The 19,060-nt window shown below is 63.0% G+C and carries 18 protein-coding genes; 5 read left to right on the top strand and 13 right to left on the bottom strand.

The features are described from left to right. Positions 1-11 precede the first annotated feature (11 nt). The gene (locus ACS3WA_RS13755) at positions 12-935 is read right to left on the bottom strand and encodes a cytochrome c oxidase assembly protein (RefSeq protein ID WP_438279079.1); all 924 of its coding nucleotides are present in this window, start codon (positions 933-935) and stop codon (positions 12-14) included. Positions 936-1,295: 360 nt separating this feature from the next. Here ACS3WA_RS13755 and ACS3WA_RS13760 point away from each other — a divergent pair, with 360 nt between their 5' ends. Together ACS3WA_RS13760 and ACS3WA_RS13765 are read left to right on the top strand one after the other, a co-directional pair. Further along, the gene (locus tag ACS3WA_RS13760) at positions 1,296-2,270 is read left to right on the top strand and encodes a sensor histidine kinase (RefSeq protein WP_438279080.1); all 975 of its coding nucleotides are present in this window, start codon (positions 1,296-1,298) and stop codon (positions 2,268-2,270) included. A 227-nt stretch (positions 2,271-2,497) separates the two neighbouring features. After that, positions 2,498-2,752, top strand: a complete 255-nt coding sequence (locus ACS3WA_RS13765) for a PepSY domain-containing protein (protein WP_438279081.1) — start codon at positions 2,498-2,500, stop codon at positions 2,750-2,752. Between the two features lie 5 nt (positions 2,753-2,757). Here the strand turns inward: ACS3WA_RS13765 and ACS3WA_RS13770 are convergent, their stop codons facing one another. Beyond that, complete coding sequence (locus ACS3WA_RS13770) at positions 2,758-3,957, bottom strand: NnrS family protein (RefSeq protein ID WP_438279082.1); 1,200 nt, start codon at positions 3,955-3,957, stop codon at positions 2,758-2,760. Between the two features lie 185 nt (positions 3,958-4,142). Further along, on the bottom strand, positions 4,143-4,559 hold the full coding sequence (locus tag ACS3WA_RS13775; protein ID WP_438279083.1) for a response regulator: 417 nt from the start codon (positions 4,557-4,559) through the stop codon (positions 4,143-4,145). A 158-nt stretch (positions 4,560-4,717) separates the two neighbouring features. Between ACS3WA_RS13775 and ACS3WA_RS13780 the strand changes: the two genes are divergently transcribed. Further along, the gene (locus ACS3WA_RS13780; protein WP_438279084.1) at positions 4,718-5,500 is read left to right on the top strand and encodes a Crp/Fnr family transcriptional regulator; all 783 of its coding nucleotides are present in this window, start codon (positions 4,718-4,720) and stop codon (positions 5,498-5,500) included. 283 nt (positions 5,501-5,783) lie between these two features. Next, on the top strand, positions 5,784-7,610 hold the full coding sequence (typA, locus tag ACS3WA_RS13785) for a translational GTPase TypA (protein WP_438279085.1): 1,827 nt from the start codon (positions 5,784-5,786) through the stop codon (positions 7,608-7,610). A 228-nt stretch (positions 7,611-7,838) separates the two neighbouring features. On the opposite strand, the gene argF is transcribed toward typA, so the two are convergent. Further along, the gene (argF, locus tag ACS3WA_RS13790) at positions 7,839-8,762 is read right to left on the bottom strand and encodes an ornithine carbamoyltransferase (protein WP_438279086.1); all 924 of its coding nucleotides are present in this window, start codon (positions 8,760-8,762) and stop codon (positions 7,839-7,841) included. Beyond that, the gene (locus tag ACS3WA_RS13795; RefSeq protein WP_438279133.1) at positions 8,759-9,967 is read right to left on the bottom strand and encodes an aspartate aminotransferase family protein; all 1,209 of its coding nucleotides are present in this window, start codon (positions 9,965-9,967) and stop codon (positions 8,759-8,761) included. The genes argF and ACS3WA_RS13795 overlap by 4 nt, the downstream gene beginning before the upstream one ends. Before the next feature lie 450 nt (positions 9,968-10,417). Here ACS3WA_RS13795 and ACS3WA_RS13800 point away from each other — a divergent pair, with 450 nt between their 5' ends. Next, positions 10,418-10,924 carry a GcrA family cell cycle regulator gene (locus ACS3WA_RS13800; RefSeq protein ID WP_438276136.1) on the top strand — a complete coding sequence of 169 codons (507 nt, stop codon included), beginning with the start codon at positions 10,418-10,420 and terminating at the stop codon, positions 10,922-10,924. Positions 10,925-11,068: 144 nt separating this feature from the next. Here ACS3WA_RS13800 and phoB read toward each other — a convergent pair whose 3' ends face one another. From phoB to ACS3WA_RS13840, 8 genes are all read right to left on the bottom strand, one after another. Continuing rightward, on the bottom strand, positions 11,069-11,773 hold the full coding sequence (gene phoB, locus ACS3WA_RS13805; protein WP_438279087.1) for a phosphate regulon transcriptional regulator PhoB: 705 nt from the start codon (positions 11,771-11,773) through the stop codon (positions 11,069-11,071). Positions 11,774-11,795: 22 nt separating this feature from the next. Beyond that, the gene (gene phoU, locus ACS3WA_RS13810; RefSeq protein WP_438279088.1) at positions 11,796-12,509 is read right to left on the bottom strand and encodes a phosphate signaling complex protein PhoU; all 714 of its coding nucleotides are present in this window, start codon (positions 12,507-12,509) and stop codon (positions 11,796-11,798) included. A gap of 31 nt (positions 12,510-12,540) precedes the next feature. Beyond that, a complete protein-coding gene (gene pstB, locus ACS3WA_RS13815) occupies positions 12,541-13,362 on the bottom strand; it encodes a phosphate ABC transporter ATP-binding protein PstB (protein ID WP_438279089.1) in 822 nt (273 codons plus the stop codon). Then, complete coding sequence (pstA, locus tag ACS3WA_RS13820) at positions 13,359-14,204, bottom strand: phosphate ABC transporter permease PstA (RefSeq protein ID WP_438279090.1); 846 nt, start codon at positions 14,202-14,204, stop codon at positions 13,359-13,361. Before pstA ends, pstB begins: the two co-directional genes overlap by 4 nt. Before the next feature lie 82 nt (positions 14,205-14,286). After that, entirely contained in the window at positions 14,287-15,276 is a 990-nt protein-coding gene (pstC, locus tag ACS3WA_RS13825) for a phosphate ABC transporter permease subunit PstC (protein WP_438279134.1), read from the bottom strand. Positions 15,277-15,400: 124 nt separating this feature from the next. After that, the gene (pstS, locus tag ACS3WA_RS13830; protein ID WP_438279091.1) at positions 15,401-16,426 is read right to left on the bottom strand and encodes a phosphate ABC transporter substrate-binding protein PstS; all 1,026 of its coding nucleotides are present in this window, start codon (positions 16,424-16,426) and stop codon (positions 15,401-15,403) included. A 128-nt stretch (positions 16,427-16,554) separates the two neighbouring features. Further along, positions 16,555-17,844, bottom strand: a complete 1,290-nt coding sequence (locus ACS3WA_RS13835; RefSeq protein ID WP_438279092.1) for an ATP-binding protein — start codon at positions 17,842-17,844, stop codon at positions 16,555-16,557. A 37-nt stretch (positions 17,845-17,881) separates the two neighbouring features. Continuing rightward, a complete protein-coding gene (locus ACS3WA_RS13840; RefSeq protein ID WP_438279093.1) occupies positions 17,882-18,937 on the bottom strand; it encodes a UPF0104 family protein in 1,056 nt (351 codons plus the stop codon). Between the last annotated feature and the right edge of the window lie 123 nt (positions 18,938-19,060).

Below are 19,060 nucleotides of genomic sequence, written 5' to 3' on the forward strand. Positions count from 1 at the left end.
GCGGAAAGGCGCTAGAATTCTCCGCCCGGCGCGGCCTTGTTCGAACCAGCTCGATTGCTCTTTTGGCCAGCGGACTGCAGATAAGCGACCAGATCGTGACGTGAGGGCGCATCGAGCACGCGCACCGGCATTCGTGCTCCGGGCACGAATTTCTTCGGATCGGCCAGCCAGCGGTCCAGATTATCCCCGGACCAGACCAGACCGGCGTTCTGGAGCGCCGGCGAGTAATGATAGCCGGGGACAGTGCCTGCCTTGCGGCCAACCACGCCGGCCAGCCGGGGACCTGTCTTGTTGGCATCCAGTTCGTGACATGCCGTGCATCGCTCGCTGAAAAGCTGCTTGCCGTGAACCGGATCGGGAGGCGCATTGGGCAGGAAGCGCGCGAGGTTCTTGCTTTGCGACGGATTCACCGACCGAAGAAGCGTGTAACTGAGCGTGATCGTATCGACAGCGCGGTTGTCCGGATCCTCCGCAAAGGCCGGATCGACGAAAAAGACAACCGGCATCTCGATCTTCTGATGTGGATCGAGGCGCTCTTCGTTGAAGCAGAAGCACTGAATTTTATTGAAATAGGGCCCGCTCGTGGTCGGCGTGACATTGTATGTCGCGTGGCTGACGATCGATTCGTCGCTCAGATTCTCGGCCGTGAAGAAAACCATCTTCTGCTCGCCGAGATGAACCGTCACGGTACGCTGCTCCGGCTCGAACCGCCACGGCAGACCCGGCGCGACGTTGGTGTCGAACACGACCGTAACGGTCTTTTTGGAGGTGACGGTCGGATCCGCATATGCCCGCTGCGTCGTTCCTCCGTATCCCGTCGCGCTGCAGAACACGCGATATATTTTCGGCGAGTAGGCGACGAGTCCGAGCATAATGCCGAGCGCCCCGAACGCGGGCAGGAGGACGTTCAGATGCTTCCGGTAGCTCGGTTTCATTTCGATCTCTCCACGTCGATGTCTCCGCGAGGCCAACCCGGCGCAGGGATTGATTCAACAAGCCGTCCGCGGAATGCGGGCACATTAATGCAAAACGAGATATCGCCGGCGCATTCGGTGCGGATTGACGAACTTGTGATCTCCTTCGAATCGGAGGATCATGTCGCTCCTATCGAGGGCACCAACCCACGTAGGTTCGGTGCGATTGATCCTGCGACAGAAAAGTGCATCCACGGCCCGGCTTTGAGCTAAACTGCGTGACGCGATGTTCGCTTCGAAACAGCGTCCGGCTGACGGAGTAGGTGCGTTCTCGCATCGCTGACATCTTTAGCACCGTGGCGACATGCAATCGGGAGCCTGATGGCGAAGTGGATCGAGGAATTCCGGCACGGATGGCAGGGCGTCTCCGAGCCTCCCGCATTTCTGGGCTTCGGGCTCACGGCGGTCTGCCTGACGCTCTCAACCGCGTTCCGGTTCGGAATTTCGCTGTTGCGTCCCGATGTACCTTACAGCCCCTATCTTCCCGCTGTTCTCGTTGCCGCGGCGTTCGGCGGAGAACGGGCCGGAATTGCCGCCGCGATCGGCGGCGCGGTTCTCGGTCTCATGCTGGATTTCGGCGGAGCGGCACAGGGGCTGGCCGCGGCGGTGCTCATCGCGGTCTATTTCATCGTCGCGGCGCTCGTCATCCTTGGCGTACGACGCCACCGTTCGCTGGTGACGCATTATCGCGAACTCACAACACGCCTCGACAAGGAACAACACTATCGCGAATTCGTGGTGAAAGAGCTTCAACACCGGCTCAGAAACAAACTCGCCACCATTCACGCGGTGATCAGGCAGGCACTCCACGATTATCCTGCGGCATGGAACAGAGTCGACAGCCGCATGCACGCGTTGTCGGCAACCGACGACCTGATCGCAAGCACCGACGGTCGCGGCTGCGACATCATCGATCTCCTGCGGCTGGAACTCGGTCCCTACGGCAACATCCGCTTCACTCTGGACGGCGATCCATTGTTCCTGCCGGCGAAACTTGCGGTCAGCCTGGCGCTGATGTTTCACGAGCTCGCCACCAATGCCGCAAAATACGGTGCATTCTCCACGACCCAAGGTCTTCTTCATGTGTCGTGGACAATTACCGATGACATCCTGTCGATTGTCTGGGACGAGTCGGGCGGCCCGATCATCACTGCGCCGGGCAAGCCGGGATTCGGAACGCAGCTCCTGAATGTTGGCCTGCGCCCGTTCAACGGAAAATCTGAGATCGCGTTTCTCCGCACCGGGCTGCACTGCATGATGCAATGCCGGGTCGAGACAGCCACCGACGGCCAATAACAACATCCGTTCTGCGATTGATCCTTCTTTGGCGGAGGACACGTCCGGCGAGCACGTCGTCGCAAACCGATGCATTCGCCTTTCGCTCGCCGGGAAACCGCCAGGAAAATGCCGCAGACGCCGACGTTCACAAGCTCGTCGCCGCGGAACGCATGTGGAGGCTGCCGGTTCTATGGGGTGTTGCGTGCATCCGACGGCGCAACGACCAACTCGACGAGGAGTATCCCATGCGAACATACATTGTGTCTCTGGCAGCCGCTGTCGTACTCGGCGCCGCCACTCCCGCGATGGCCTATGATTCGGGCAGCCTTCTCTCGATGCAGGATGCTCTCGCCGTCGCAACCGACATCGGCCTTGTCACCGTCTCCGACACCGAGTTCGCCGGTAACGAGTGGCAGATCGAGGGACGAGACATTTCCGGCCGCTATATGGAAGTCGACGTGGATGCCCTCACCGGCGAGGTGCTGAACGTCGATCGGTAGCGAGATCATCCGCCATTTCGACCGGCATCCGCACGGGGCGCCAGCAGCATCGGTCCGTATCGCAGGGCGAACAGGCCGAAGCCGCCGATCCATAGCAGTGCTGAAATCTCAAGCAGGGCAGGCAGCGATCCAATGGCGGCCATCACGCGGGCGGCCGCGGCAAGGATCACAAGCAGATAGACCAGCGTAGTGATCCTGTCCGCTGCGAGCGCGCGGCCGGTATGGCCGAGCGAAACGCGGGTCATGACGCCGAGCGTCATGGTGCCGATGGCGCCGGCGGTCAATGCGTGGATCGCCGCGGCTTCCGGAACATGGGAACTCATCATCGATGCGCCCAAAAGAGCCGCGCCGATGACGACCCAGAGATATCCGGCATGAAGAACCGTCAACAGCGGTTCGGACAAGGTGACGATGCCGCGCCAGCGCGCAAGCCGCCACAGATTGAGCACCGCGGCGACAACCAGAAGCCCGCCGACAGGCGAAAACTTCGGAAAAAAGGCCCAGCCGATCATTCCGGCATGGAGCGCCGCGAGCGCGACGACATCGACCCGGCCGTGTCCGGCGGGAAGAACGGGCGTTCCGCGCTTCGTCAGCCAGTTGCGTGTGAATGTCGGGATGATTCGTCCGCCGACGACCGAAATCAGGACGACGATCGCAGCCAACCCGAGACGCCATCCGAGACCCGCCGGCACGGCGAAACCGGCTAGTTCCAGATACATCAAGAGATCGGCAATGCCGAGAACGGCGATGGGAAGTGGCATGGGCATGTTGCGCCAATTCCGCCCGGCGGCGATTTCGCGGGCGCAGACCGCGCAAAGCACGAACGGAAAAGCGAGATCGATTGTCGCCGCAAGCCCGAAGGGGATCGATGCCGACACAAGACATGCAATGCGGCCCGCGAGCCACAACGCTGCCAGCGAAGCAAGCGGCCAGCCGCTGATCGGCGCCCGGCCGGTCCAGTTCGGGATCGCGGTCAACAGAAAGCCGGCGATCGCCGCCATGACGAACCCGAACAGCATTTCGTGAATATGCCATGTCAGCGGATCGAAGCGGCTGGGCAGCGCGATCCCCATCGTGAGCATGACGATCCACCCCGCGAGTGCCGCCGACGACCACACGCCGGCCATCAGGAAAAACGGTCTGAAGGCCATCGACCAGATCGCCGACGGCGTGTTTCTCAAGTTCTCCGCGGCTGGCATGGCCATGAGTATCTCCTCGGCGTTCCGCTCGAACCATATCAGTTTCCCGGTGTCCGGGATCGCGGGCCGCGGAATGGTACCTTCAATACGTTGCATAAGGTTGCGCTGACGCAAACCCGGGTCGGCTTCGACCGCAGCGAAGCCGCCTTGACCTTGCAGGATCTTAACCCCGCAACACGCAGCGGCCCCGATCAATGCGGGCCGTCTTGCGCTGCAGTTTGCCAGTTCGACAGAACCGAGAACAATTCATCGCGCAGAAACGGTTTCGGGAGCCTCGGCCGACCTGAATATTCCGGCGGAAAGACTTTGTCGCCGCTGTAGCCGGTCACGAAGACAAACGGAATGTTCAGAACGGCCAGCCGCTTGGCGACAGCAAAACTTTTTTCCTCGGAGAGACCGATGTCGAGAAGCGCGAAGTCGGGGGCACGTTCGGCGATCATCACCAGCGCCTGCGCGACGCTTGAAGCGACCCGGACCCGAGTCACGCCGAATTCCGCGACCGTCTGCTCGAAGTCGAGCGCGATGATGGCGTCGTCCTCCACGATCAGGATGTCGCCGGGCATGCCGGCTGACGTCGCCGCCGCAACACCGGGAACGATGGGCTTCATAGATCTGATCCAATAGCTGAAATTCCTTGGACGCCGACGAGGGACTTCCCCTCTGGTTCCCGCCCGGAACCGACCATACCGTCAAGGAGTTGTCTGTTCACTTTTGAACATAATTCATCAGCCGCTTTGGCTAGGGTCCCGGGAACAGGAGACGCAGCATGGCCGCACCGCAGGATTCGCAGGCGAACGAGGATCGCCCGTTCAACAACCTCCTGCGCCGGCTCAGCCAGGCCGATTATAGGTTGATCGAGCCCTGTCTCGTCACCACCACCGCGGGAAGCGATGATCTGCTCTACAATCCCGGAGACAATGTCGAAATCGTCCACTTTCCCTGCGGAGCGAGTCTCGCGTCCTTTCTGGTTCCCAACGAAGACGGCCGCGATGCCGAAACCATTCTGGTCGGACGGGAAGGCGCCGTCGGCGGCATCGTCAGCCACGGATTCCTGCCGGCCTATACGCGGATCACGGTGAAGGTGGGCGGCCCCTTCGTCCGATTGCGCGTCGCCAGTCTGGAGGCCGCGAAGGCAAAGTCCCATTCGCTGCGCAATCTGTTCGCCCGCTATGCCGATTGCATGCTGGCCCAGGTTTTTCAGTCCACCGCCTGCAACGCCATCCACTCGATCGAGCAACGCACGGCCAAGTGGATTCTCGCGGCGAGTGAGCGGACCGACAGCGAACTCGTGCCGCTTACCCACGAACAACTCTCCACCATGCTGGGCGTCGGTCGCAGCTATGCCAGCCGCGTGATCCAGACTTTCAAGGCCGAGGGCGTTCTGGAGACGCGGCGCGGCGCCATCCTGGTGCGGAACCGGGATGCCCTGACTGCCCGCGCCTGCCTCTGCAACGACGCGGTCAAAAGCCATTTCGAGGAGGTTTTGCGCGGAGTTTACCCGATGGAAGAGGCCCGACCTGCCCAGGAGGCCGTGGCGCCGGCCAAATGAGTTCCCCAAACGGCAAACGGCGCATTGTTTTTTGACGATTTCCCGCTATATAGCGTCGCAGCGAAAAAAGCCGGAGCCGCAATATGCGCGGTTCGCATCCATCCGGCATTCCCGACAACAAGTGGCGCCAATGACCTGGCCGGAAGCGACCAAACCCTGACCGCTTTTGCCGCGTGAACCGATCACGCCGCGCCCGTTCCCGTGACCTTATTCCCCGCAGGACGAACCGCCGCCCGACATCCGGGCGATGCGCGGTTTTCCCCGATCAAGAAGAACCATTCCGATGAATCTCCGCAACGTCGCCATTATCGCTCACGTCGACCACGGCAAGACCACACTAGTGGATCGCCTGCTGCAACAATCCGGCACATACCGCGACAATCAGCGCGTGGTCGAACGTGCAATGGATTCCAATGACCTCGAACGCGAGCGCGGCATCACCATCCTGGCCAAGGCGGCCTCGGTGCAATGGAAGGACACCCGCATCAATATCGTCGATACGCCGGGCCACGCCGATTTCGGCGGCGAGGTCGAGCGCATCCTCAACATGGTGGACGGTGCGCTGGTGCTGGTGGACGCCGCCGAAGGTCCGCTGCCGCAGACCAAGTTCGTGGTGTCGAAGGCGCTGAAAGTCGGCCTGAAGCCGATTGTGGTCATCAACAAGGTGGACCGTCCGGACGCGCGTCCGAGCGAGGTAGTCAACGAGGTGTTCGATCTGTTCGCAGCGCTCGACGCCAGCGACGAACAACTCGACTTTCCGATCCTCTACGGTTCGGCCAAGCAGGGCTGGATGGCGGACAGCCCGGAGGGACCGCAGGACGCCGGCATGCAGCCGCTGTTCGATCTGATCGTAAGGCACGTCCCGCCGCCGCAGGTGGAGGACGGACCGTTCCGCATGATCGGAACGATCATCGAGGCCAATCCCTATCTCGGCCGCATCATCACCGGCCGCATCACCTCGGGCACGATCAAGCCGAACCAGAGCATCAAGGTGCTGGCGCGCGACGGCAAGCTGGTCGAGCAGGGCCGCATCTCGAAAATTCTCGCGTTCCGTGGCCTCGAGCGCACGCCGCTCGACGAGGCAGAAGCCGGCGACATCGTCGCCATCGCAGGAATGACCAAGGGGACCGTCGCCGACACCTTCTGCGATCTCGTTGTCGAGACGCCGATGCCGGCGCAACCGATCGATCCGCCGACCGTCTCCATGACCTTCATGGTCAACAATTCGCCCCTTGCCGGCACCGAGGGCAGCAAGGTGACGAGCCGCATGATCCGCGACCGGCTGTTGCGCGAGGCGGAGGGCAATGTCGCGCTGCGCGTGACGGAAGCCACCGACAAGGATTCGATGGAAGTCTCCGGCCGCGGCGAATTGCAGCTCGCAATCCTGATCGAGACCATGCGCCGCGAGGGATTCGAGCTTTCGGTCTCACGCCCGCGCGTCGTGCTGCGCAAGGACGAGGCGACCGGCGAATGGCTGGAGCCGGTCGAGGAAGTCGTGATCGACGTCGACGAGGAGCATTCGGGCATCGTCGTGCAGAAGATGAGCGAGCGCAAGGCCGAGATGACGGAGATGAAGCCGTCCGGCGGCAACCGGCTGCGGCTGGTGTTCTACGCGCCGACCCGCGGCCTGATCGGCTATCAGGGCGAACTGCTCACCGATACCCGCGGCACCGCCATCATGAACCGGTTGTTCCACGGCTACGCACCATACAAGGGCGACATCCAGGGCCGCCGCAACGGCGTGCTGATCTCCAACGATCAGGGCGAAGCGGTGGCCTATGCGATGTTCAAGCTCGAAGATCGCGGACCGATGATGATCGAGCCGGGCTGGAAGGTCTATCGCGGCATGATCGTCGGCGAGCACACCCGCGACAACGATCTCGAGATCAATGTCCTCAAGGGCAAGCAGCTCACCAACATCCGCACCACATCGAAGGATGAGGCGGTGCGGCTGACGCCGCCGATCAGGATGACGCTGGAAAAGGCGCTGGCCTATATCGAGGACGACGAACTGGTGGAGGTAACGCCGAAGTCGATCCGCCTGCGCAAGAAGCACCTCGACCCCAACGAGCGCAAGCGCGCCGAGAAGACCCGGGACCTGGTGGCGTAAGCATTACAGCGTTTTCGAACGAAGTGGGTACCGGTTCGCGTGAAGAAAACGCGTCAAAACAAAATCATAGAGCTCCGCTCCTGTTTCCATCAGAAGCGGAAAGACTTTAGCGCGCGGGCGATCATCGCTTCACGAGCGGCCTGCAGCTCTCGCTGAGCTTATCATCGGGCGGCGCTTTGCGCCGGCCCGTTGGCTCGCACTGACATCTGAAGAGAAGCCGAAGCGCGATTATCCCGTCGCGAGGCACCAGGCCAGAATGCCCTTCTGGGCGTGCATGCGGTTTTCTGCCTCATCGAACACCACCGACTGCGGCCCGTCGATCACCTCGTCGGTGACCTCGTCGCCGCGATGCGCCGGCAGGCAGTGCATGAACAGCGCGTCCGGCCTGGCGAGCCCCATCAGCTTTGAATTCACCTGATAGGGCCGAAGCAGGTTGTGACGGTGCTCACCGTCCTTGTCGCCCATCGATACCCAGGTATCGGTGACGATGCAGTCCGCGCCGCGCACCGCCGCTTCGGGATCGGTGCCGAGCCTGATCGACGCCCCGCTCGACCTGATCCAGTCCTTCAGCGGCTTGTTCGGCGCAAGCTCCGGCGGGGTCGCGATGTTGAGGTTGAAGCCGAAGCGCTCCGCCGCATGGGCCCACGACGCCAGCACGTTGTTGTCGTCGCCGGTCCATGCCACGGTGCGCCCCTTGATCGGCCCGCGATGTTCCTCGAACGTCATCACATCAGCCATCACCTGACAGGGATGCGAGCGCCGCGTCAGTCCGTTGATGACGGGCACGGTCGCGTGCGCCGCCAGTTCCGTCAGCGCGTCATGGCTGAGGATGCGGATCATGATGATGTCGACGAAACGCGACAGCACCTTCGCGGTATCGGCGATGGTCTCTCCGCGCCCGAGCTGCATCTCGGCCCCGGTCAGCATGATCGCCTCGCCGCCGAGCTGGCGCATGCCGACGTCGAACGAAACCCGGGTGCGCGTCGAGGGCTTGTCGAAGATCATCGCCAGCGTCTTGCCTTCGAGCGGCCTGTCCGTTGTCCGGCCCGCCTTGCGCTGTTTCTTCATCGCCACGCTGGCGTCGAGGATCGCGCGCAGTTCCGATGTCGGTACGTCGAACAGGTCGAGAAAATGCCGCGGCGCCTTGCTCATTGAGCCGCTTCCTTTTTTGCGCGCGCGCCGGAAAGCCTGGCGCAGGCCCGCTCCAGCCGCCGCACGGATTCCTCGATCTCGGTCTCGCCGATGATCAGCGGCGGCAGCAGACGCACCACGTTGTCGCCGGCGCCGACCGTCAAAAGCTTTTCCGCGCGCAGCGCGCCGACCAGATCGCCCGACGGCACCACCGCCTTGAGGCCGATCAGGAGTCCCTCGCCGCGCACCTCGCTCAGCACATTCGGGTGACGATCGACGACCGAAGCCAGCTTCTGTTTCAAGAGCAGCGACATCCTCCGCGTCCGCTCGAGGAATCCAGGCTCGAGCATCACGTCGAGCACGGCGTTGGCGGCTGCGACCGCGAGCGGATTGCCGCCGAAGGTCGAGCCGTGCGAGCCCGGCGTCATGCCGGACGCGGCTTCCGCAGTCGCCAGACAGGCGCCGATCGGAAAGCCGCCGCCGAGCGCCTTCGCCAGCGACATCACGTCCGGCATGACACCGATGCGCTTGTAAGCGAAAAGCTCGCCGGTGCGGCCCATGCCGGTCTGCACCTCGTCGAACACGAGCAGCAGGCCATGTTCGTCGCAGATCTGACGCAGCGCCCGAAAGAACGCATGGGACGGCTCGCGCACGCCTCCTTCGCCTTGCAGCGGCTCGATCAGGATGCCGGCGGTCGCGGGACCGATCGCCTTCTTCACGGCCTCGATATCGTCGAGCGGCACCTGGTCGAAGCCGTCCACCGGCGGACCGTACCCTTCGAGATATTTCGCCGAGCCGGTGGCGGCCAGCGTCGCCAGCGTGCGGCCGTGGAAGGCGCCTTCGAAAGTGACCATGCGATAGCGTTCCGCATGACCCCTGGAGGCATGATAGCGACGCACCACCTTGATCGCGCACTCCACCGCCTCGGCACCGGAATTGGCGAAGAAGACGAAATCGGCAAAGCTCTGCTCGCACAGCCGCGCCGCCAGCCGCTCGCCGTCCGGCGACTTGAACAGGTTCGAGACGTGCCAGAGCTTTGCCGCCTGCGCCTGAAGCGCGGCGACCAGATGCGGATGGCAGTGGCCGAGCGCGTTCACGGCAACGCCGCTGGTGAAGTCGAGATAGCGGCCGCCGTCGGAACCGACCAGCCACGCGCCCTCGCCGCTCTCGAACGAGAGATCGGCCCTTGCGAAAACGGGCAACAGATGGGACGCGGCTGTGGTCATGACGTTTGCCGGTTGATGGTGGGAGCGGATCGATCCGACCGCGCTGTGGCGATCGATCAACTGTCGGCTCCGGAAACGAAACGTGCCGCCTTTCCGGGCGGCACGTGAGGTTATTCTAGGTGCGCAGCGATCACTGTCAATATTTCCCTTGCACGACGGTGATGCGTGAAAGTCGCAGAAAGCGCCGATTTTCCGATTTTTTGCAGAACATGTGGACGCCGCCGGGCCGGACTCTTGCGCGCGAGTCACGCCATATTGTAGCGTTAGAGCCGTCGGATACGACATCTCGTGCGGCGTTTTTGATCCTCGAAGGTCCCTGTTCTCGGCGTAAGCGTCCTGGCGATTTTTCCGCCCGGCGAGGGCTAAGGGATTCTGCCCACACGGGTTTTCAGGGGAACGCTTTCAGGTGCGGCCTTAGCGCAGGCACGCGTGACACAAGGGAAACGTGCGATGACGGTGATAACCTGGACCGACGACCGCGTCGAGCAACTGAAAAAGCTTTGGGAGGCGGGTCTCTCCGCAAGTCAGATCGCCGCCGAACTCGGCAACGTGACGCGCAATGCGGTAATCGGCAAGGTACATCGGCTCGGCCTGTCGGGCCGCGCCAAAAGCCCTTCGTCAGCGGTTCCACGGCCGCGCAAGGCCCGCCCGGCGCAGCACATGATGCGGGTGTCACGTCCCGTCTCCCGCGGCAACACCGCGCTCGCGCACGCCTTCGAGGTCGAACTCGAGCCGGATCCGATCGCCTACGACAATGTGGTGCCGATGAGCCAACGGCTGTCGCTGCTCGAACTCAGCGAAGCCACCTGCCACTGGCCGGTCGGCGATCCCTCGACACCGGACTTCTTCTTCTGCGGTGGCAAAGCGCTCTCCGGCCTGCCCTATTGCGCGCACCACTCGCGCATCGCCTATCAGCCGGCCGCAGACCGGCGCCGGCACTCGCCGAAGGCACGGTAAAGCGGCATGCATGATGTCCTCCCTGCCAAAGCGCAGGGACCCCTGACCACTGCTGCCGTAGTGTCACGACAGCGCTGATCCCGCCTTTTGTCAAAACAGAGATGTTCAGGCTTATGGGCCTGCGTTCGCAGGGGGCGACAGCGATTACTCAGCCGCCTTCGCGAACTGCTCGTCCAGCGCGTAACCAGCACCGCGCACCGTGCGGATCGGATCCGGCTCGCCATCGGGATTGAGCAGCTTGCGAAGCCGACCGATGTGAACGTCAACGGTACGTTCGTCGATGTAGATGTCGCGGCCCCAGACGCTGTCGAGCAGTTGCTCGCGGCTGAACACCCGGCCGGGATGCTCGAGGAAGAATTCCAGCAGGCGATACTCGGTCGGACCGAGATCGACCTGCCGCCCGGAACGCCAGACGCGGTGCTTGTCGCGATCGAGTTCGATGTCGCCAAAGCTCAGGATCGTCGCGAGCCGCTCCGGGCTCGCGCGCCTCAGCAAGCCTTTGACCCGCGCCAGAAGCTCCGACACCGAGAACGGCTTGACGACGTAGTCGTCGGCGCCGGTCGCAAGCCCCCGCACACGCTCGCTCTCCTCGCCGCGGGCGGTGAGCATGATGATCGGTAGCTGCCTGGTCTCGGGACGCGCCCGCAGACGGCGGCACAGTTCGATGCCGGACAACCCCGGCAGCATCCAGTCCAGCACCACGAGGTCGGGAATACGCTCCTTCAGCCACGTATCGGCTTCGTCGCCGCGCGCCACCGCTTCGACCTCGTAACCCTCGGCCTCGAGGTTGTAGCGCAAGAGCGTCGTGAGCGCCTCCTCGTCCTCGACAACCAGAATGCGTGCCGCCATTGGTGTCCCGCCCGCTGTCGTTTCAGTTTCCAGAAACCGACGCAAATCCCGTCATATCGCCCTTGGGACGTTTGTCGAGCATCTGCTGGCCCTCGATCATGTAGAACACGGTCTCCGCGATATTGGTGGCGTGATCGCCGATCCGCTCGATGTTCTTGGCGCAGAACATCAGGTGGATGCAGAACCCGATATTGCGCGGGTCTTCCATCATGTAGGTCAGAAGTTCGCGGAACAAAGACGTGCAGATGGCATCCACCTCCTCGTCCCCCTTCCAGACCGCCATGGCCGACGGCAGGTCGTGCGCCGCATAGGCATCGAGCACCGATTTGACCTGGGACTGCACGAGGTCGGTCATGTGCTCCAGACCGCGGATCAGCTTCAGCGGATGGAAATCGCTGTCGAGCGCGACCACGCGCTTGCCCATGTTCTTGGCAAGATCGCCGATCCGCTCCAGATCGATGGCGACCCGCATGGCGCCGACGATCGCGCGCAGGTCCACCGCCATCGGTTGTCGCCGCGCGATGGTGCGCACGGCACGCTCCTCGATCATGCGCTGCAACTGATCGATCTCGGCGTCGGTGTCGACGACGCGCGCGCCGAGCGCAGCATCGCGGCGGATCAGCGCATCGACGGACTCCACGATCTGCCGCTCGGCAAGGCCGCCCATCTCGGAAACCAGCCGGGTCAGCTCCTGCAGATCGTCGTCGAAAGCCCTGGCGGTGTGTTCGAAAGCCATTTCAATCCTCCCCGCGCATACGCGCGCAACGTCAGCCGAAGCGGCCTGTGATGTAATCCTGGGTGCGGCGGTCGGCGGGCGAGGTGAAGAGCTTGTTGGTCGGTCCGAACTCGACCATCTCGCCGAGATACATGAACGCGGTGGTGTCCGAGACCCGTGCCGCCTGCTGCATGTTATGGGTGACGATCGCGATGGTGTAGTGATCCTTGAGTTCGTCGATCAGTTCCTCGACCTTGGCGGTGGAGATCGGATCGAGCGCCGAGCACGGCTCGTCGAACAGGATCACCTCCGGCCGCACCGCGACTGTCCGCGCGATGCACAACCGCTGCTGCTGGCCGCCGGAGAGGCTGAGCCCGCTGGCGTTGAGCTTGTCCTTGACTTCATTCCACAAGGCGCTGTTGCGCAGCGCCCTTTCCACCCGACCATCCATCTCCGATTTCGGCAATTTCTCGTACAGGCGGATGCCGAACGCGATGTTTTCATAAATCGTCATCGGGAACGGCGTCGGCTTCTGGAACACCATGCCGACCCGCGCGCGCAGAAGATTGAGATCGAGCCTGGGGTCGAGAACGTCGGTATTGTCGAGCAGCACCTGACCTTCGACGCGCTGGCCGGGGTAGAGGTCGTACATACGGTTGAAGATACGAAGCAGGGTCGATTTGCCGCAACCCGAGGGACCGATGAAGGCGGTCACGCGATTGGCGGCGATCGACAGGTTGACGTTCTTCAGCGCATGGTGCTGGCCGTAATAGAAATTGAGGTTACGGACGGCAATCTTGGCCGGAGCGTCGAGATCGATCAACGATGCCGGAACGGCGGCACGCGCGGAGACGGCAGCGGAAACATCGGTCATTTTGCGGTCCTCTCAGAGCCGATCAACCTCGCGCCGATATTCAGCGCCAGCACGGCCAGCGTGATCAGCAGCGCGCCGCTCCACGCCAGATCCTTCCAGTAGGCGTAGGGGCTCTGCACGAAGTTGTTGATGGTGACGGGAAGGTTCGCGATCGTGTTCGTCAGGTCTATACTGAAGAACTGGTTGCTCAGCGCGGTGAACAGCAGAGGTGCTGTCTCGCCCGCCACGCGCGCGGTGGCGAGCAGCACCCCGGTGATCAGTCCCGCCCGCGCCGCGCGATAGGCGATGCGCCTGATGACAAGCGAGCGCGGCAGACCGAGCGCGGAGGCCGCCTCGCGCAGCGAGTTCGGCACCAGCATCAGCATATCCTCAGTGGTGCGCACCACGACCGGAATGACGATCACCGCAAGTGCGAGCGAGCCCGCGAGCGCCGAGAAGCCTCGCATCGGCACCACGACCGCGCCATAGATGAACAGTCCAATGATGATCGAAGGCGCGCTGAGAAGGATGTCGTTGATAAAGCGGATCACCGGCGAAAGACGGTCGTGCCTGCCGTATTCGGCAAGATAAGTGCCAGCGAACAGGCCAATCGGCGCGCCGACCCCGACCCCGATCACGGTCATGATGACGGAGCCGACGATGGCGTTCGAGAGGCCGCCTTCGGAGGCGCCGGGCGGCGGCGTGTTCTGGGTGAAGATCTGCCAGCTCATCCCGGCGAGACCGTTGTAGAACAGCGTGAACAGAATGAACCCGAGCCAGGAGACGCCGAAGGCGGCGGCGGCAAAGCACAAAGCGCGGACGACGATGTCCCGTCGGCGGCGGGACGCATAAATCGGATTCATGACTTCACCCGAACAGGTGCGATCTCTGAACAGACGTATTCATTTGTCCGCAAAGTCCGTTTTCCGCTTTTTCGGATCATGCCTATTTCCCTGCCTTCTTCTCCAGCCGCAGCAGCATCAAGCGCGCCGCCGCGAGGACGAAGAACGTCAACACGAACAGCAGCAGGCCGAGCAGCATCAGGCTCGACTGATGCAGGCCGTCGCTCTCGGCGAACTCGCTGGCGATCGCCGCGGAAATCGTGGTGCCGGGCGCGAAGATCGACGGCGAGATGCGGAACGAGTTGCCGATGATGAACGTCACCGCCATGGTCTCGCCGAGCGCGCGGCCGAGCCCCAGCATGACGCCGCCGATGACACCGACGCGCGTGTAGGGCAGCACGACGTGGCGCACGACTTCCCAGGTGGTGCAGCCGACGCCATAGGCCGCCTCCTTCAACACCGGCGGTACGGTTGCGAACACGTCGCGCGAGATCGCGGTGATGAAAGGCAGCACCATGATCGCGAGGATCAGCGAGGCGTTGAACAGGCTCAAATAGGACGGCGGACCGCCGAAGATCGAGCCGAGGACCGGCACGCCCGCGAACAGGTCGATGAAGAATGGCTGCACCGTATTCGCAAGGAACGGGCCGAGGATGAAGAAGCCCCACATCCCGTAGATGATCGAGGGAATGCCGGCGAGCAGTTCGATCGCCATGCCGATCGGCCTGCGCGCCCACAGCGGGCACAATTCGGTGAGAAAAACCGCAATTCCGATGCCGACGGGGATCGCGATCGTCATGGCGATGACCGAGGTCAGGATCGTGCCATAGAGCGGGCTCAGCGCGCCCAGTACCGGCGGTTCGGCGGACGGCGCCCAGCGCTGCGTCGTCAGGAACGCGCTTCCGAACTGCACAATGGCGGGCCATGACCCGACGATCAGCGAAACGATGATGCCGCCGAGCAGCAACAGGACCAGGATCGCGCAGATCCGCGTGGCCCAGTAGAACGCCTTGTCGCCGAGCCTGAAGGCGTTCAGCGCGCGGACGCGGTCATGAGAGCCCGCCTGCTCCATCGCGCTGCCATGAACGATCATTTCCGCCACGCTCGTCTCCTGTTTCCCACTGCGCATGATGTCCGGCAGTCTTGCTGGAAACGCTTTCTCGCAAGGGCTCCTGAAGAATGGAGGAGCGCGATGGCGCGCTCCTCCATGGCCGCGATCAGCTCCTGATCTCGGAGGTCCAGGTCTTCTCGATCTGCTTGACGACCGACTCCGGCATCGGGATGTAGTCCAGTTCCTCGGCCATCTTGCCGCCCTTCTCGAACGACCACTTGAAGAACTTGATGGCCTCGGTGGAGGCCGCTCTGTCGACCGGCTCCTTCTGCATCAGGATGAACGTCGCCGCGGTGATCGGCCACGAAGCCTCACCCGGCTGATCCGTCAGGATCACGTAGTAACCTGGCGCATGGGCCCAGTCAGCGTTGCCGGCCGCGGCTTGGAAAGCGGCGACGGTCGGCTGCACCGTCTTGCCGGCCTTGTTGATGAGCGCGGCGTAGACCAGCCTGTTCTGCCTGGCGTAGGCATACTCGACATAGCCGATCGAGTTCCGGGTCTGGCCGACATTGCCGGAGACGCCTTCGTTGCCCTTGGCGCCGACGCCCGCCGGCCACTCGACCGCGGTACCCTCGCCGACTTTCGCCTTCCACTCGGCGTTCACCTTGGACAGGTAGTTGGTGAAGTTGAACGAGGTGCCCGACCCGTCCGAGCGATGCACGACGGCGATCGCAGCCGAGGGCAGCTTGAGCTTCGGGTTGAGCTTTGCGATCGCCGGATCATCCCATTTGGTGACCTTGCCGAGATAGATGTCGCCGAGCAGTTCGCCCGAAAGGACCAGTTCACCGGGCCTCACGCCTTCGACATTCACGACGGGGACGATCGCGCCCATCACCATGGGCCACTGCAAGAGGCCATCCTTGTCGAGCTTTTCGGCCGTCAGCGGCGCATCGGTCGCGCCGAAGGTCACGGTCCTGGCGAGGATCTGCTTGATGCCGGCGCCCGACCCGATCGACTGGTAGTTCAGGCCGTTGCCAGTCTCCTTCTTGTAGGCATCGGCCCATTTCGAATAGACCGGAAACGGGAAGGTCGCGCCCGCGCCGGTGATGTCAGCCGCCCTCGCCGGAAGCGAAAGGGCGGACGCCGAGGCGGCAACGAGGCCGGCGGCGGCGATGGCCTTGAAGAAATTCATGTGTGGTCTCCCTCGTATCGAGCAGAGCAAATGCGCTCATGACGCCCGTCTAAGTGCGGTCGATGCTGCTTTTACGAAGGTTTGACGACAGCGGGATGACAGCGGCAAGCCGTTGCAACCATTGACCTTCAGGCGGGGGAGATCGCCTGCGCCGGTGGAAAACCCGCCGTGAAGGATGCGCCTTTGCCGGGCACGCTTTCGATCAGCAGGCGGCCGTGATGACGGTTCAGGATGTGTTTCACCAGCGACAGGCCCAGGCCGGTACCGCCCTGAGCACGGCTGTCGCCGACATCGACGCGATAGAAACGTTCGGTGAGGCGCGGCAAATGTTCGGGCGCGATGCCGGGACCGAAGTCCCGCACCACCACCCGGAATTCCGGAACACCGTCGGGCGCCGCATCCATCATCGACGACACCACGATCCTGCCGCCCGACGCGCCGTATTTCAGCGCGTTCTCGATCAGATTCTCGAACAGTCGCAGCAACTCCTCGCGATCGCCGGCGATCATAACCGGCGTGTTCGGCAATGAAACCTCGATGTCGACCTGACGCTCCACGGCCAGCGGCTCGAGTCCGTCGACGACCTGACGCACGATCGGAATGAGATCGACAAGCGCGTCCGGCCGCACATGTGCCGACAGTTCGACCCGCGACAGCGACAGCAGATCGTCGATCAGCCGCGCCATGCGTGTCGCCTGAGCGTGCATGATGCCGAGAAAGCGGTCGCGGGCGCCGGGGTCGTCGCGTGCCGGGCCCTGCAGCGTGTCGATGAAGCCCGACAATGCCGCCAGCGGCGTGCGCAGTTCGTGGCTTGCATTGGCGACGAAGTCGGCGCGCATTTCCTCGACCCGCCGCAACGGCGTCTGATCGTGGAACGTCAACAGCATGCAATGATCGATGCCGCCAAACGCGGTCGGCACCGGAACCGGCGTGATGATCAATTCCATCCAGCGATCGACCGGAACATGATTGAGATAGGTCGCCCGCCGCGTTTCCCGCGTTGCGATCGCCTCGCGCAACGCCGTGACGATCTCGGGCGACCGCAGCGCGAATTGCGCGAGCTCGTTCTTGCGCAACGCCGGCACGAGCTGCGCCGCAGCGGCATTGAGATGGATGACGCGGCCGGCCCGATCGAGCAGAACGTTGGGATCGGGCATGCCGGCAATGATGGCATACGCCGCCGCGGTCTCCACCGGATTGGCGCCGAGTTCGGTTTCGCGCGACGCGGCCGGATCGTGAACCTGCCAGGGTACCAGCGCCGCAGCGGCGATGCAGACAAACGCGGCGATGGCGCGGGAAGGCTGCAGGCCGCCGAATACGGCGAGCGCGGCCAGCACGAGCCCGGCTACCAGCAGAATAAGCGCCGAACGGCGCAACCGATCCGCCCAGGATGCGGATTTCACAGCGAACACGGGCATCCGCGAAGCGGCTCCTTCCGCGGCCGCGTGAATGCTGTCAGGCGCCGGAGTCGCCATGCTTCCCCAGGCAGGTCACCTTGGCCGTTGGCTCGCCGCTCGGCTCCGGCTGCGCGTCACGCGCGCGCTTCATGCGCGTGCTGATGACAACTTCCCGAAACGTCAGCAGGATGATGGAAATAACGAAAGGCACAACATAGTAGAGCAGCCGGAACAGCAGCATGCCTGCCAGCAGGTCCTTTTTGTCCATCTGCCAGAGACCGACAAGCATGGCAGCGTCGAACACGCCGAGGCCGCCCGGCGAATGGCTCGCGAAGCCGAGCAGCGTCGCGGACACGAAAATCACGGCAACAAAGACGAAGCCGACATTGGGCTGGTCCGGAACCAGCACGTACATCGCGAGCGCGCAAAACCCCAGATCGACGATTCCGATCAGGATCTGCAGCAGCGTCAGCGATCCGCCCGGCAGAACCACCGTCCACGATCCACTGCCGACACGACGCGGCCGGATTCCAACCCAGACAATGTACCCGATCAGACCGAGAATAATCACGATCGCGATCAGCCGATTGAACCAGGCCGGAAGTTGATCGACGCTGGTCGCAGCCTCGGGATGATAGGCGACGCCGAGCCCGAGCACGGCGGCGTTGCCGAGCCAGAAAGTCAGACCGGCCAGAAAACAGACCTTCGCGACATCGACCGCGTTCAGTCCCCAGGCGGAATAGATGCGATAGCGCACCGCGCCGCCGGTGAAGACGCTGGCGCCGACGTTGTGGCCGACCGAATAGCTGGTAAAGGCCGCGAACGCCGTGGCGCGGTAAGGAATATGCGTGACGCCGATCGCCCGAACCGCGAACAGGTCGTAGAACGTCAACGTGAAATAGCCGGCGGCGACAAACAGGCCCGACAGCGCGATCGAGCGCATCTCGGTCCGCCGGACAGCTTCCATAACCTCGTCGAGATCGATGTCCCTGAGGATATGGACCAGCACATAAAATGCGACCACAATGATCGTGACGCTGATCGCAACACCGAGCTTGTGCAGGATTTGGTTCCGGCGCAGAACCGAGATCGCTCTGCGTATTGATCCTAGCATCGAGACCTCGAATTGCGGTCCACGACGAAACAATCGCCATTCCGCATTCATTCACGTGGACAACGTCGTAGCGTGTACTGGTTCCTAGTGGAATTCCGCCGGCGTTAACAAAGCCTTTTATTT

The sequence above is a fragment of the Nitrobacter sp. genome (assembly GCF_051535235.1).
In the GTDB taxonomy this organism is placed as follows: domain Bacteria; phylum Pseudomonadota; class Alphaproteobacteria; order Rhizobiales; family Xanthobacteraceae; genus Nitrobacter.